Origin of the sequence: Microvirga ossetica, from assembly GCF_002741015.1 — a bacterium.
GTDB lineage: Bacteria > Pseudomonadota > Alphaproteobacteria > Rhizobiales > Beijerinckiaceae > Microvirga > Microvirga ossetica.
Genome location: NZ_CP016616.1, coordinates 4,025,530 through 4,039,402, shown reverse-complemented (window position 1 = coordinate 4,039,402; position 13,873 = coordinate 4,025,530). Strand labels below are relative to the sequence as shown.

Below are 13,873 nucleotides of genomic sequence, written 5' to 3'. Positions count from 1 at the left end.
TCATCCTTTCAGCGCGTGGGCCGCCGGGCTCGCGCCGTAATGGTCTTTCAAAGCCTTGACGATCAGGGCCATCTTCATGCTGAGCGAGCCCTTGACGGTGACGGCGTCGCCGGGACGGATCGCGGCGCGAATCGCGTCGATCAGTTCGGCGGATGTCTGCGCATGGGCTGCGACCTTCGCCTTCGGCAATGCATCGACGAGGTTCTGCATCAGAGGACCGGCCGCAAACACCAGATCGATTTTGTTCGACTCGATCGCTTCCGCCAGCTCCGCGTGCAGGCGCGGCCCCGTCTCGCCCAGTTCCTTCATGTCGCCCAGAACGACGATGCGCCGAGCGCCGCGGCGCAGCTCGACTGCGCCGAGATTGGCGAGCGCCGCGCGCATGGAGGCCGGGTTGGCGTTGTAGCTCTCGTCGATCAGCAGAGCCTCGCTGTCTCCAATGGAGAGCATGGTGCGCTCGCCGCGGCCGACCGGCGGCTTCAGCTCGGCGAAGGAGAGCGCGACCAGCGCGAGATCCGCACCGAGCGCGTTGGAGGCTGCGAGCACGCTCAAGGAATTGAGCGCGATGTGACGGCCGGCCGTGCCGATCCGGTAGGTCAGGGGCTGGCCGAAGATCGTGGCGTCGACGATGGAATGATCGGGCTTCACGATGATGCGATGCGCGCGGATATCCGCCGCCTCATGCTCGCCAAAGGTGATCACGCGGCCTGCTGAAGAGGCGTAGGCATGCGCGCGCATGCGCTCGAAATAGGCGCTGTCGCGGCCGATGACCGCCGTGCCGCCGGGCTCGAGGCCGGAGAAGATCTCGCCCTTGGCATCGGCGATGCCCCAGAGCGAGGGGAAGAACTCGATATGGACCGGCTCGATGGTGGTGATCACGGCCACATGCGGACGGACCATGCCGGTCAGGGGCAGGATCTCATGGGCGTGATTCATGCCGATCTCGAATACGCCGAACTCGGTCTCGCGCTTCATGCGGGCAAGGGTGAGCGGCACGCCCCAATGGTTGTTGTAGGACGCCACGGAAGCATGCGTCGCGCCCTGGCGCGACAACGCGAGGCGGATCGCCTCCTTCGTGCCGGTCTTGCCGACGGAGCCGGTGATCGCAACGATCTTCGCATCCGTGCGCTTGCGCGCCGCGCGGCCCATTCCGCGCATGGCGTCGAGCACGTCCGGCACGACGATCAGCCTGTCCGAACCGGCGAAGCTGGGAGCCTTTTCCTCGGACACGATAGCGGCGGAAGCGCCCTTCTCCAGCGCGGCCTGCACGAAATCGTGGCCGTCATGCACATCGCCCTTGATGACGAAGTAGAGATCGCCGGGCTCGAGCGTGCGCGTGTCGATGGAGGCGCCCGTCGCCTGCGCGAAGCCGGCGCCGATCCGCGCTCCGGTGGCGGCTGCGATCTCGTCTCTTGTCCAAAGGGGCGAATTCATCCCTGCCTCTCCGCAATGGCCGCCCGGACCTCGTCGTGGTCCGAGAACGGCAGGGTCCGGTCGCCGATGATTTGGCCCGTTTCATGGCCTTTGCCGGCCACGACCAGAATATCGCCCGCGCGAAGCTCCTTGACGGCGGTGCGGATGGCCTCGGCGCGGTCGCCGATCTCGCGGGCGCCGGGAGCGCCTTCGAGCACCTCGGCGCGGATGGCGGCGGGATTCTCGGAGCGAGGATTATCGTCCGTGACGATGACCACATCGGCCTTGTCGTGGGCAATGCGTCCCATGAGCGGGCGCTTGCCGCGATCCCGGTCGCCGCCGCAGCCGACGATGCAGAGCAGCTTTCCCTTCACGAAGGGACGCAGGGCATCGAGCACATGGGCGAGCGCATCGGGCTTGTGGGCATAATCGACGATGCAGATGGCGCCGTCCACCTCGCCCACCTGCTCCAGACGCCCCGACACGCCCTTGAGAATCTTGAAGCCCTCGAGCACGGCGGCCGCCCTGCCCTCGCCTTCGACCGCGAGCACGAGGCCTGCGGCGACGAGAGCGTTCTCGACCTGGAAAGCGCCGAGAAGCGGCAAAGTGGTGCGGATGGTTTTCCCAAACGCCTCCACGGTCAGCGCCTGCGAAAAACCTTCCGCGCGCGCGTCGACGAGGCGCAAGGTCTCGCCCATGCTGCCGGTGGTGAGAAGCTTCAGGCCGCGATGGCGCACGCCCTGCAGGAACACATCCGCATAAGGCCCATCCGCATTGACGATGGCAGGCGCATCGCCCGGGAGCAGCGTGTCGAAGAGCCGGAGCTTTGCCGCCGCGTAGGCTTCGGTCGTGGCATGATAGTCGAGATGATCGCGGCCGAGATTGGTGAAGCCCGCAGCATCGAGGTGCACGCCGTCGAGGCGGCGCTGGTCGATCCCATGCGAGGACGCCTCCATCGCAAGGCGCGTCACGCCATCGTTCGCCAGGCGGTCGAAGCCCTCGTGCAGGGAGATCGGATCGGGCGTCGTCAGCGAGCCGTAGGCTGCGCCGTCCGACGTGATGATGCCGAGCGTGCCGACGCTCGCCGACTTGTAGCCCAGATGCGCGAAGAGCTGGCGCGTGAAATCGGCGACCGAGCTCTTGCCGCTCGTTCCGGTGACGGCGACGATTTTGTCCGGTTGCTTCGGATAGAAGCGCGACGCTGCGAGAGCGAGAGTCCGGCGCACGTCGTTCACCTGCACATAGGCGACATGACCGGGCAGGTCCGCGGGTCGTGCCGCCTCGCCGACGACGGCGAGGGCGCCTGCGGCAACCGCCTGCGGCACGAAGCTCATACCGTCCACCTTCGTGCCCGGCACGGCGAAGAACAGGGTGCCGTGCTCGACCTTGCGGCTGTCGGATGCGATCTTCGAAACGGAAAGCGAGGCCTCCTCCCGGCCCCGCGCTTCGACGACCAGATCGCCGAGATGCTTGGCGGCCTCGCTCATCGATTGCTGCCCCAGGCGCCGAGGCGCGACATCAGCGGGAAAGGCTGCGCCGGCGGCTCGAAGCGCGGCGGCACGCCGAGCAGCGGCGCCACGCGCTCGATCACGTTGCCGGTCACGGGACCTGCGTTCCAGCCTGCGGTCGAGAAGCCGTAGGTGCCTTCCACCGCCTGCGGCTCATCCATGATGGTAAGGAACACGTATTTCGGCTTGTCGGCCGGCACCACCGCCGTGAAGGTGGTGAAGTTCTTGTTCTTGGCGTAACGGCCGTTGATCACCTTCTCGGCGGTGCCGGTCTTGCCGCCGACGAAGAAGCCCGCGACGGAGGCGGAGCCCGCAGAGCCTTCCGGCGTCGATGCGTTGAGGCGCATCACATATCGCATCGCCTCGCTCGTCTCGGGCTTGAGCACCTGCAGCGCGTTCTGCCGCGCCTCCGCTTCATCACGCTTGAGGACGGTCGGCTTGATCATCACGCCGCCGTTCACCAGCGCGCCGACCGCCATCAATGCCTGCAGCGGCGCGACGGCGAGGCCGTGGCCGAAGGCGATGGTCATGGTGTTGAGCTCGCCCCAACGCGGCGGAACGATTGGCAGGGCGTTCTCCGGCAGCTCCGTCTCGAGGCGCGTGAGCTGGCCCATCTTGCGCAGGAAGGCCTTGTGCCCCTCGACACCGATGCCGAGCGCCATGCGGGCCGTGCCGATGTTGGAGGAATGCACGAACACTTCCGGCGTCGAGAGGACGCGTCGCGTGGGATGATAATCGCCGATTGTGAAGCGGCCATAGCGCAGGCCCGAGCGCGCATCGAAGGTCGAGTTGATGTTGTACTTGCCGGAATCGAGGGCCATGGCGACCGTCAATGCCTTGAAGGTCGAGCCCATCTCGAACACGCCGACATTGATGCGGTTGATCCGGTCCTTTTCGAGCGCATCGACCGGGTTGTTGGGGTCGTAATCCGGCAGCGACACGAGGGCGATGATCTCGCCCGTATTCACGTCCAGGATCGCACCGGCGGTGGCCTTGGCCTTGAACTTCGCCATGCCCTTCTGCAACTCGTCGCGCAGAGCATGCTGCACGCGCAGATCGAGGGAGAGCTGGATGGGCTTGAGATCGGCGGCGGAGATGTTGAAGCCTGCACCGTTGAGATCCTGCAGGCCCATGCTGTCGATGTATTTCTCGATGCCGGCGATGCCCACATTGTCCACATTGGCGAAGCCGAGCACGTGTGCGGCGGCCTCCGCGTTCGGATAGACGCGCTTGTTCTCGGGCAGGAAGCCGACGCCCGGGATACCGAGGCGGTGCACCTCGGCCTGCTGGCGCGGCGTGATCTCGCGCTTGACCCAGACGAAGCCCTTCTTCGTGCCGAGCTTGTTGCGCAGGTCCGTGGCATCGAGATCCGGCAGCACGGCGGTCAAGAGTTCGACCGCCTCGTCCTTGTCGATGATGTTGCGCGGCTCGGCGAAGACGGAGACCATCTTCACGTCGGTGGCAAGAACCTCGCCGTTGCGGTCGACGATGTCGGGACGGGCTGCGGAAATCTCGGACGAAGCGGCACGGCGCACCTCGCTCGTGTTCTCGCTCGTCACGGCGAGATAGACGAGCCGTCCGCCGATCAGGCTGAACAGGCCGACGAAGCAGGCGGCCGCAAGACCGACCCGCGACGTGCTCTTGTCGTGGCGCAGGCGAAACAGCTCACGGGCGTGACCGAGCACGCCGCGTTTCGGGGGAGGGCTTTTACCCTGCCATTCGGTTTGTTGCTCTTGCGACACGAGGCTCACCGTCTCGGAGTTTGGGTCGTCGGGGTGCGGGCGTTCGAACTTCTGTCCTTCGGCGTCGCCGTCGGCTCGAGAAGGCCGAGCGCTTCGAGCTTGCGTCCGATCTCGTCCTCACGCGAGGGCCGGTTCGGCAGGTCGGCCAGGCGCGCGAGCTGCTGGATCTTCAGGGGCTGGAGATCGAGGTGCTTGTCCACCGCCTCCTGGAGGCGATCGGGACGGTCGAGATATTGCCACTCGGCCTGCAGCACCGCGATGGCCTCGCGCTCGCGCTGCACCTGCGATTTCAGCTTCGCCACCTGCTCGACGTAATAGAGCGTCTCATACTTGATCGAATAGGCATAGCCTGCCGATGCGATGAGGACGGAGATGGCAATGATATGGAGCAGTCGGATCACCGGCGCCCTCCCCGTTTCTCAGCTGTCTGCGGCAGCTCGGCCAGCATGGCGATGGCGCTCAAAGGTTCCTGCGGCGGCGTGTCCGTGCGGGCGCCGGCCCGGAGCTTGGCCGAGCGCGCCCGCGGATTCTGCGCCATTTCCTGCTCGCTCGGTCCCACCGGCCCCCGTGTGATGGCATCGAACGTCGGTTCGGGCGCGGCTGCGGTCGGCAGATGGCGCGAGCCTGCCGGCGCGCGGCCGGTGCGGGCGGCGAAGAACTGTTTCACGATGCGGTCTTCGAGGGAATGGAACGTCACGACGACGAGGCGCCCGCCGGGCTTCAGGATGCGCTCCGCCGCATGCAGCGCGCGCACGAGTTCGCCGAGCTCGTCGTTGACGGCGATGCGCAGCCCCTGGAACACGCGCGTTGCCGGATGAATGCCGCTGGGCTCCTGGCGAATGAGCGATGCGACGAGATCGGCAAGCTGACGCGTGGTCTCGAAGGGCTGGCGCCGCCGCATCTCGATGATGGCGCGGGCGACGGCGCGGGCACGCCGCTCCTCGCCGTAGTGATAGAAGATGTCGGCAAGCTCGGCCTCGGAGGATTCGTTGACGAGATCGGCCGCGCTCGGGCCGCTTCTCTCCATGCGCATGTCGAGCGGCCCCTCGTTACGGAACGAGAAGCCGCGCTCGGCCTGGTCGATCTGCATCGACGACACGCCGATGTCGAGCACGACGCCGTCGAGCGCATCGAAACCCTGCGCCTGCGCGATCTCGTCGAGGTCGCCGAAGCGTCCCGGAACCAGCATCAGGCGTTTCTTGAACTTGGCGGCCAATGAGGCTCCACCCGCGATCGCATCGGGATCGCGGTCGATGGCAACGACCTTGTTCTGAGGATGGGCATCGAGGATGGCGCGCGTATAGCCGCCTGCGCCGAACGTGCCGTCGATGAAGGCGGCGCCGCGCTTCGCATCGAGAGCCGTACAGACCTCCACCAGGAGAACGGGAACGTGACGGGACAGTCCGCCAGCGGCTCCGGCTCCTGGGCCGTCGCCGCGTCCCGTCATCGCTCCCGTTCTCCCGGTGAGGTATTCTGCACTGTACGCAACTCCACCATTCGGCTTCCCAACGTCTTCTTCAGGTCTCGGACCTTCGTGCGCGCCTCCTCCAGATGCGCACGGAAGCGTTCGGGCTCCCAAATCTGGAACTTGTGACCGAGTCCGACGAACGTCACCGTATCGCCAATCCCGGCATGCACTTTTACCGTATCCGTCAGGATGACACGCCCTTCCGGATCGACCTTCAGAATCTCGCTTGTCCCGAACAACGCCGTCGACAGCTGATCCCGCTCGTCCGAATAAGGCGACAGCGTCGACAAAAACGCATCGATCTCGTTCAGAAGCACATTGCCGCCTGCGTCCAAGGCCGGCGCGTCGAGCGCCGGATGTACGTAGAGCCCCTCGAATCCATCCTTGGCCAAGACGGCCCGGAAGGATGCGGGGATCGACACACGACCCTTCGAATCCAACTTGTTCGTAAAATTGGACACGAAGCGGTTCATTGGCCGCAGCTCTCGCGCTCCCGATTGTCAGCCCCCCGGCGGATCTTGAGGATCCGCCACCCGCAGCCGGTGATAACGCTACGTTCCGAAACAGCACGTCAGCAATTCTTGAGTGCTTGACGCCCCCTTCGGAAGACACCGTCGACGGGATGAATTGGGATAACATGGGATAATATGGGCGTCAACGGAACGGGGATGGAGTGCACGCCTCGTGGCATGTGTTCCCCATGAGACGCATTTACGGTTAATGAATCGTAAGCGGGGCAACGGTTTGCCCCGCTTTCTTGCAATTTCTAACCTGTGGAAAGATGGCGTCAGCCGGCCTGTAAGCCGGGTTCTGTAGGGCCCAAAGTCTAAGAAAACCTTGAACGCGGCGACCATTCCTCTGGGACGATCATTGCTGACCGCCTCTAGCAACCAACCCGGACGACGGGCCTGGAAACGGGCCTGGCGCGAACGCCTGTCGTCCCTATTCGGTTTTGCTCCTGGTGGGGTTTACCATGCCGTCCGCATTGCTGCGTCCGCGGTGCGCTCTTACCGCACCCTTTCACCCTGACCCTGGAGGTCCGAAGACCTTTGCAGGGCGGTCTGCTTTCTGTGGCACTTTCCCTAGGGTTTCCCCCGCCGGACGTTATCCGGCACCTTGCTTCCATGGAGCCCGGACTTTCCTCTCCGAGACGAGCTCGAAGCGGCCGCCCGGCCGACTGACGGTGGGGATGTGGTGCCAAATGCCCCTCGCCGTCAAGGGCGCTGGCGCATCCGCACGATGCGCCAGAGACAGGGGTGAGCATGGGATGGAGCCCGAAACCGGGATCCGCTTTTGGGTCCGATGCTCTAATCGGCTGCGGCCGTTATCACCTTCACCTTGGCGCAATAGGCGCGGGAGGCGCTCGTCATGGTCTGCGTCCGGTGACCGAACTGATAGCGCAGGATCGTGCCGCAGGTGTCGCCGCCGGCGAGCTTGTAGGCTTTCGCGAGATATTTCAGGCCGTAGCGCAGGTTCGTCTCCGCATCGAGCAGGCCCGCCGCCGGGCCCGCATAACCCAGCGACTGGGCCGTGCGCACATTGATCTGGGTGAGACCCATATGCGTGCCGTTGCGCGCCCCGGGATTGTAGCGGCTTTCGAGCCTGACGACGGCATCCGCCAACTCGTAGGGCAGCCCGTTCTCCGAGGCATAGCGGACGATCAACACCTTGAGCGCACCGGCCCGCATGGCATCGGACGGACGGAGCTTTGCCCTGGCATCGATCGACGGCAGCGAGGCGGTCTCGTTCGCATCGTCCTCAGCTGCCTGGGCTGCGCCCGCCTCATGAGCTTTGCCGGTTGCGGCGGCCGTCCGCCTCGCCTTCCTGGCCTCCGCCCCCTTCGCTGCCTTCGCCGCCGGCTTGATCTCAGGCTCGGGGGCCTCTTCTTCAGCCGGAGAAGCAGCCTCGGCTGCCGCAGCGTTCAAGAATTCTTGGGCCTGATCCGGCGAGACGACGCCGTTAGCATCTCCACCCTCGGCCCGGACCTGCGAAGCAAAAACAAGTATTTCAACGCCAATGATCGCAACGGCCAAGGTTCTGAGGAGATGTTGCCAAGTCAAATCGAAACTCCAGCCTGCGATTATCGAAAGGGCCGGCTGGGTGGAGTCGAAATGAGGCAAAGATGTGGCACCTCTCGTCGGAATTCCATTCAGAATGTGTTCAAGCTTGACTGTGCTATCCTTACGTTTCTAGGCTTTATGGCAATGATTCTAGCCTCTTGAGGGGATTGAAAAAAATTTGCCGGCCCGCCCGCTGGGAGGAACTCTTTCTCCGCCCAGGAGTTGGCGACAGCGTAAGGTCAAGCTAAACAGGACCGGGCAGCCCCGCCCGATCATCAACAGGGAAGCCTCCATGAAGAAGATCATGACAGCCATTGCCGCCGGTGCTCTCACCCTCTCGATGGCAGCCTGCAACACCCCCGGTGAGCGCGCAGTCGGCGGCGCCGCGATCGGCGGCATTGCCGGTGCGGCAATCGGCGGCGCAGCGACCGGAACCGCAGGCGGCGCCCTTGCTGGCGCAGCCATTGGCGGCGCGGGCGGCGCCATCGTCGGCGCTTCGACGGCCCCGCGCGGCCCAGCCTGCCCCTACGGCACTTATCAGGACGTCTACGGCAACGTTTACTGCCGCTGATCCGCGCTACGCGTGAATTTAAGGGGCCGAGACATTCTCGGCCCCTTTCCTTTTGCCCGCACTTGAGCGTACGACTACTCTCAAGATGATTCAGTCGATCTGGGGTAAGTTGGGCGGTGCCGGCATCGGGCTGGCGCTCGGAGGGCCGATTGGCGCGCTCCTCGGCGGAGTTGCCGGCCACGTTCTCATTGACCGCGAGGGCTCCCTGTTCGGGAAGCCGCCGCGCGACATTCTCTTCACCATGGGCCTCGTGGCGCTGGCCGCCAAGATGGCGAAGGCCGACGGCGTCGTCGTCGACGTAGAGATCCGGGCCTTCGAGCAGATCGTCGACGTGCCCGAGAGTGAGCACGACCGGGTGGACCGCCTGTTCAGGCTCGCCATGCAGACCTCCGACGGCTTCGAGTCTTACGCCCGCCAGATCGGCGACGCGTTCAAGGACGAGCCCGCACTGCTCGAAGACGTGCTCGACGGCCTGTTCCACATCGCCAAGGCGGACGAGGCCGTCCACGAGGCCGAATATGCCTATCTCAAGGATGTGGCCGCGATCTTCGCCTTCTCGGACACGGATTTCGAGCGCATCGCCGCCCGCCACGTGCAGCGCAAGGACGATCCCTATCTGATCCTCAAGGCGGACCGGAGCATGAGCGACGACGAGCTGAAGCGGCACTACCGCCGGCTCGTCGCCGAGAACCACCCGGACCGGGAGATCGCCCGCGGCCTGCCGCCGGAAGCCGTGAAGATCGCAACCGAACGCGTAGCCGCCATCAACGCCGCCTGGGAACGCATCGCCGCCGAGCGGAGCATCAGGTGACGGCATGAGTGCGCTGACCCCGGAAAGCCCGATCGCCGCGAAGGTGTTTCCGTCGCCCAATCACGGGGAGCGCAAGGACGGCCGGCGTCCCACCATGCTCGTCCTGCATTACACGGGCATGCCGGACGAAGGCGAGGCCTTGCAATGGCTGTGCAACCCGGTCTCGCAGGTCTCGGCTCATTACTTCGTCTTCGGCGACGGGCGCGTGCTCCAGATGGTGCCGGAGGCGCGCCGCGCCTGGCATGCAGGCCGGTCCTCCTGGGACGGGGAGACCGACATCGACTCCTGCTCCATCGGGATCGAGATCGCCAATCCCGGCCATCCGGGCGGCCTGCCGCCCTTTCCCGATGCGCAGATCGAGAGCGTCGCAGCGCTTGTCAAGGACATCGTCACCCGCTGGCACATCCCGGCAACGCGGGTGCTCGGCCATTCCGATGTCGCTCCCGGCAGGAAGGTCGATCCGGGCGAGCTCTTTCCCTGGCAGCGTCTGCACGAGGCAGGTGTGGGCCATTGGGTCGCCCCGCCGCAACGAGCGACGGGCGCTTCTTCTCCCGCGGCGACCAGGGCATGCCGATCGAGGCGCTTCAGGCGATGCTGGTCATGTACGGCTACGGCCTGAAGATCAACGGCGTCTTCGACGAGGACACGGAAAAGGTCGTCGCGGCCTTCCAGCGCCATTTCCGGCCCGAGCGCGTCGACGGCGTTGCGGATGCCTCGACCATCACGACCCTGCGCAACCTGATCGCCACCCGGCCGGTGGCCGGCGCATGACAAAGAGTTAACTCGCAACAGTATAGGAAATCGGCCACAATCCCCCCTCATGACATTCCTGGTCTTGCAGAGGGTTCTTCGTTGCGGCGCGCTTGGTTGTGGTTGATCGGCCTTGTCCTCGTGGCCGGAGGCGCAGGGGTCTTGCTGTGGACGCCGACGGGCGGCAACGCGTCCGATCAGGCCTACCGCCTCGCAGCGGTGGATCGCGGCCCGATCACGGCCAGCGTCCGGGCCACGGGAACGCTCAACCCCGTCACCACGGTGCTCGTCGGCTCGCAGCTTTCCGGCCAGGTGGTCGAGATCCTCGCCGACTACAATACGCCGGTGAAAGAGGGCCAGGTGGTGGCACGGCTTTACGCGGAGCAGATCAAGTCGCGCCGGGATGCGGCTCTTGCCGATCTCGCCCAGGCGAAGGCGGACCTCGATACCAAGCGCGCGCAGATCGACAAGGCGCGCTCGTCGCTCCAGCGCGGCGGGGCGCAGGCAACCGATCTTCAGGCGCAGCGCGACCGCAGCCAGGCGCAGCTGGTCGACGCGCAGCGCAACCTGGAACGCCAGACCGAACTGAATACCCGTGCGGTCGGAACGCAGACGGCGCTTGAGCAGGCCGGCACGCAGGTCGATATCCAGAAAGCGAACCTCGCCTCGGCCAATGCACAGATCGCGTCGAACAAGGCCGAGACCGAAGGCCTCAAGGCGGACCTCGCCCTCGCCGAGGCCGGCGTCAAATCGGCCGAGGCGATCATCCTGCAGCGCCAGGCAAAGCTCAGGGACATCGAGATCGATCTCGCCCGCACCGACATCAAATCTCCCGTCGAAGGCGTCGTGGTGAAGCGCGACATCGAGCTCGGCCAGACCGTTGCCGCCTCGCTCTCCGCACCGACCCTCTTCACCATCGCGCAGGACCTGCGTGAGATCGACATCTACGCCAATATCGACGAGGCCGATGTGGGGCACCTGAAGGAGGGCCAGAAGGTCGGCTTCACGGTGAATGCCTATCCGAACCGCAGCTTCGAGGGCAGCGTGCGCATGGTGCGCCTGTCCGCGCAGACGGTGCAGAACGTGGTGACCTACACCGCCGTGATCGGCGTGAGAAACCTGGATCAGGCGCTCCTCCCCGGCATGACAGCGAACCTTCAGATCGTCACCGACGAGCGCGAGGACGTGCTGCGCATCCCCAACGCGGCGCTTCGCTTCCGACCTGCCGTCGCCATGGCGTCGAGCGAGACGCAGAGCGAAGCTTCGCCCAGGCGGCGCCCGCGCAGCCAGGATGCGCAGGCCGGCCGGAACGAGGGCACGAGCGGACGCATCTACCGGGTCGGGCCGGACGGCAATCCGCAGGCCGTGCCTGTGCGGCTCGGCGTGACGGACGGCACCTACACGGAAATCCTCCGCGGCGATGTGCAGGAAGGCGCGGCCATCATCGTCGGCGCTCCGCGCGCCGATGGCGGCGAGGATGCGGGCACTGCCTCCGGCACGCGCCGCCCGCGCCCGCCGCGGATGTTCTGAGGATCGTGCCGTGGCGCTCATCGAAACGCGCGATCTGAAACGGGTCTACGATCTCGATGCCGGCCGCGTCGTCGCGCTCGACGGTGTCTCGCTCGATATCGAGCAGGGCGATTTCGTCGCCGTGATGGGTCCGTCGGGCTCCGGCAAGTCGACCTTCATGAATCTTGTCGGCTGTCTCGACCGTCCCTCCGGCGGGCAGTATCGCCTTGCGGGCACCGAGGTCGAGAGCCTCGATGCGGACGGCCTGGCGCACTTACGCAACCGCGAGATCGGCTTCGTCTTCCAGCAGTTCAACCTGCTGCCCCGCATCGATGCGCTGGGCAATGTGGAACTGCCGATGATCTATGCAGGCTGCGACCGCAAGACCCGCCGCGAGCGCGCCCTGCAGGCGCTTGGACGGGTCGGCCTCGCCGATCGGGCGCATCACCGGCCCATGCAATTGTCCGGCGGACAGCAGCAGCGCGTCGCCATCGCGCGGGCGCTCGTGAACAGCCCGAGCTTGCTGCTCGCCGACGAGCCGACCGGCGCTCTCGACAGCCGCACGGCGAAGGAGATCCTGGCCCTCTTCCAGGAGCTCAATCGCGAAGGCGCCACCATCGTGCTCGTGACGCACGATGCCGATGTGGGGCGCTACGCACGCCGCCTCGTCCGCTTCCGCGACGGCCGCGTGATCGAGGATCACCGCCAGACTCCTATCGATGCGCGAGATCTTGCGACGGAGGCCGCCGAATGAGGCTGATCGAGGCGATCCGCTCTGCGCTCTCCGCCATCATGGCCAATGCCCTGCGCAGCCTGCTCACCATGCTCGGCATCGTGATCGGCGTCGCCGCCGTCATCGCCATGGTGGCCATCGGCTCGGGCGCGCGCAATCTCGTCGATCGGCAGATCCGCTCGCTTGGCGCAAACCTCGCCATCGTGACTCCCGGCAACGTGACGCAGGGCGGCGCGCGGCTCGGTGCAGGCGCAGCATCCTCCCTCACGGACGAGGACGCGCATGCCATCCGGCGCGAGATCGACGGTGTGGTCGCGGCGGCTCCCTTCGTCCAGGGCGGCACGCAGGTGGTGGCCGGCGGCAGCAACTGGGCGACGCGCATCTACGGCATCGATCTCGACTGGTTTTCCGCCCGCGAATGGGATGTCGCCACCGGCCGCACCTTCGACCCGGAAGAGGTGCGCCGCGGCGACATCGTCATCCTTCTCGGCCAGACGGTCGCGCGGAATCTCTTCGGCGCGGACGATCCCGTCGGCCAGAATGTGCGCGTGCGCAACGTGCCCTTCCGCGTCATCGGCGTGATGGCGCCGAAAGGGCAATCGGCCTTCGGGCAGGACCAGGACGATGTGATCTTCGTGCCGCTCGATGCGGGGCGCCGCCGCGTGATCGGCCGCAACTACGCCAAGGACGGCTCCGTCGGCTCGATCTTCGTGAAATTCGCCAATGAGAGCGACATCGAGCCCGGCATCGAGAGCATGACGGAGCTGCTGCGCCAGCGCCACCGCGTCATCGGCGATCAGGAAGACGATTTCTCGATCCGCAACCTGACCGAGATCGCGAACACGGCGTCCGCTTCCGCCAACACCCTGTCCATGCTGCTCGCGGCCGTGGCCGCGGTCTCGCTGCTGGTCGGCGGCATCGGCATCATGAACATCATGCTGGTCTCGGTCACCGAGCGCACGCGCGAGATCGGCCTGCGGCTTGCCGTCGGCGCGCGCCCGCGCGACATCCGCAGCCAGTTCCTCATCGAGGCGACGACACTCTCCACCCTCGGCGGTGCGCTCGGGATCGGCCTCGGCATGGGCGCCGCCTATCTCGTGGCGCAGCTCGCCGGCTGGCCCTCTCTCGTCTCGACGAACGCTATCCTCATGGCAGTGGGTTTCTCAGCGCTGGTCGGCATCTTCTTCGGCTTCTATCCCGCGCAGCGCGCGGCGAAGCTCGACCCCATCGAGGCGTTGAGAAGGGAATAGCGGACGTCATCCCGGACGGAGCGCAGCGAAGATCCGGGATCGCGTGACGAGTAGTGCG

General features: G+C 65.9%; 12 protein-coding genes, 1 other RNA gene and 1 pseudogene. 6 read left to right on the top strand and 8 right to left on the bottom strand.

Features of this window, described 5'->3' with window-relative positions; translation table 11 throughout:
• From BB934_RS19275 to BB934_RS19240, 8 genes are all read right to left on the bottom strand, one after another.
• Positions 1 to 1,434, bottom strand: a complete 1,434-nt coding sequence (locus BB934_RS19275) for a UDP-N-acetylmuramoylalanyl-D-glutamyl-2,6-diaminopimelate--D-alanyl-D-alanine ligase (RefSeq protein ID WP_099511078.1) — start codon at positions 1,432 to 1,434, stop codon at positions 1 to 3.
• Entirely contained in the window at positions 1,431 to 2,900 is a 1,470-nt protein-coding gene (locus BB934_RS19270; protein ID WP_099511077.1) for a UDP-N-acetylmuramoyl-L-alanyl-D-glutamate--2,6-diaminopimelate ligase, read from the bottom strand. Before BB934_RS19270 ends, BB934_RS19275 begins: the two co-directional genes overlap by 4 nt.
• The gene (locus BB934_RS19265; protein ID WP_099511076.1) at positions 2,897 to 4,672 is read right to left on the bottom strand and encodes a peptidoglycan D,D-transpeptidase FtsI family protein; all 1,776 of its coding nucleotides are present in this window, start codon (positions 4,670 to 4,672) and stop codon (positions 2,897 to 2,899) included. The genes BB934_RS19270 and BB934_RS19265 overlap by 4 nt, the downstream gene beginning before the upstream one ends.
• The gene (gene ftsL, locus BB934_RS19260; protein WP_099511075.1) at positions 4,669 to 5,064 is read right to left on the bottom strand and encodes a cell division protein FtsL; all 396 of its coding nucleotides are present in this window, start codon (positions 5,062 to 5,064) and stop codon (positions 4,669 to 4,671) included. The genes BB934_RS19265 and ftsL overlap by 4 nt, the downstream gene beginning before the upstream one ends.
• Positions 5,061 to 6,110: a 16S rRNA (cytosine(1402)-N(4))-methyltransferase RsmH gene (gene rsmH, locus BB934_RS19255; protein WP_099511074.1), complete on the bottom strand. Its 1,050-nt coding sequence runs from the start codon at positions 6,108 to 6,110 to the stop codon at positions 5,061 to 5,063. The genes ftsL and rsmH overlap by 4 nt, the downstream gene beginning before the upstream one ends.
• The gene (gene mraZ / locus BB934_RS19250) at positions 6,107 to 6,604 is read right to left on the bottom strand and encodes a division/cell wall cluster transcriptional repressor MraZ (protein WP_099511073.1); all 498 of its coding nucleotides are present in this window, start codon (positions 6,602 to 6,604) and stop codon (positions 6,107 to 6,109) included. The genes rsmH and mraZ overlap by 4 nt, the downstream gene beginning before the upstream one ends.
• A gap of 310 nt (positions 6,605 to 6,914) precedes the next feature.
• An RNA gene (gene rnpB / locus BB934_RS19245) (RNase P RNA component class A) lies at positions 6,915 to 7,312 on the bottom strand.
• A gap of 126 nt (positions 7,313 to 7,438) precedes the next feature.
• The gene (locus BB934_RS19240) at positions 7,439 to 8,056 is read right to left on the bottom strand and encodes a lytic transglycosylase domain-containing protein (protein WP_157934228.1); all 618 of its coding nucleotides are present in this window, start codon (positions 8,054 to 8,056) and stop codon (positions 7,439 to 7,441) included.
• Between the two features lie 427 nt (positions 8,057 to 8,483).
• Between BB934_RS19240 and BB934_RS19235 the strand changes: the two genes are divergently transcribed.
• The 6 genes and pseudogenes from BB934_RS19235 (at position 8,484) to BB934_RS19210 (ending at position 13,815) form a co-directional block, all read left to right on the top strand.
• A complete protein-coding gene (locus BB934_RS19235) occupies positions 8,484 to 8,762 on the top strand; it encodes a hypothetical protein (protein WP_099511071.1) in 279 nt (92 codons plus the stop codon).
• 85 nt (positions 8,763 to 8,847) lie between these two features.
• The gene (locus BB934_RS19230; RefSeq protein ID WP_099511070.1) at positions 8,848 to 9,573 is read left to right on the top strand and encodes a TerB family tellurite resistance protein; all 726 of its coding nucleotides are present in this window, start codon (positions 8,848 to 8,850) and stop codon (positions 9,571 to 9,573) included.
• Between the two features lie 4 nt (positions 9,574 to 9,577).
• Positions 9,578 to 10,344: pseudogene (locus BB934_RS19225) on the top strand (N-acetylmuramoyl-L-alanine amidase).
• A 141-nt stretch (positions 10,345 to 10,485) separates the two neighbouring features.
• Positions 10,486 to 11,853, top strand: coding sequence for an efflux RND transporter periplasmic adaptor subunit (locus BB934_RS19220; RefSeq protein ID WP_157934227.1), 1,368 nt, complete (start codon positions 10,486 to 10,488; stop codon positions 11,851 to 11,853).
• 10 nt (positions 11,854 to 11,863) lie between these two features.
• Positions 11,864 to 12,586 (top strand): ABC transporter ATP-binding protein, encoded by a 723-nt coding sequence (locus BB934_RS19215; protein WP_099513038.1) that lies wholly within the window; start codon positions 11,864 to 11,866, stop codon positions 12,584 to 12,586.
• Complete coding sequence (locus BB934_RS19210; RefSeq protein WP_099511068.1) at positions 12,583 to 13,815, top strand: ABC transporter permease; 1,233 nt, start codon at positions 12,583 to 12,585, stop codon at positions 13,813 to 13,815. The genes BB934_RS19215 and BB934_RS19210 overlap by 4 nt, the downstream gene beginning before the upstream one ends.
• The last annotated feature ends 58 nt before the right edge of the window (positions 13,816 to 13,873 follow it).

What these genes read in the sequence shown, in the direction of transcription:
- BB934_RS19270 (WP_099511077.1), bottom strand. Translation starts at nt 2,900, where the DNA reads ATGAGCGAGGCCGCCAAGCATCTCGGCGATCTGGTCGTCGAAGCGCGG.
- rsmH (WP_099511074.1), bottom strand. Translation starts at nt 6,110, where the DNA reads ATGACGGGACGCGGCGACGGCCCAGGAGCCGGAGCCGCTGGCGGACTG.
- BB934_RS19230 (WP_099511070.1), top strand. Translation starts at nt 8,848, where the DNA reads ATGATTCAGTCGATCTGGGGTAAGTTGGGCGGTGCCGGCATCGGGCTG.
- BB934_RS19210 (WP_099511068.1), top strand. Translation starts at nt 12,583, where the DNA reads ATGAGGCTGATCGAGGCGATCCGCTCTGCGCTCTCCGCCATCATGGCC.
- mraZ (WP_099511073.1), bottom strand. Translation starts at nt 6,604, where the DNA reads ATGAACCGCTTCGTGTCCAATTTTACGAACAAGTTGGATTCGAAGGGT.
- BB934_RS19235 (WP_099511071.1), top strand. Translation starts at nt 8,484, where the DNA reads ATGAAGAAGATCATGACAGCCATTGCCGCCGGTGCTCTCACCCTCTCG.
- BB934_RS19275 (WP_099511078.1), bottom strand. Translation starts at nt 1,434, where the DNA reads ATGAATTCGCCCCTTTGGACAAGAGACGAGATCGCAGCCGCCACCGGA.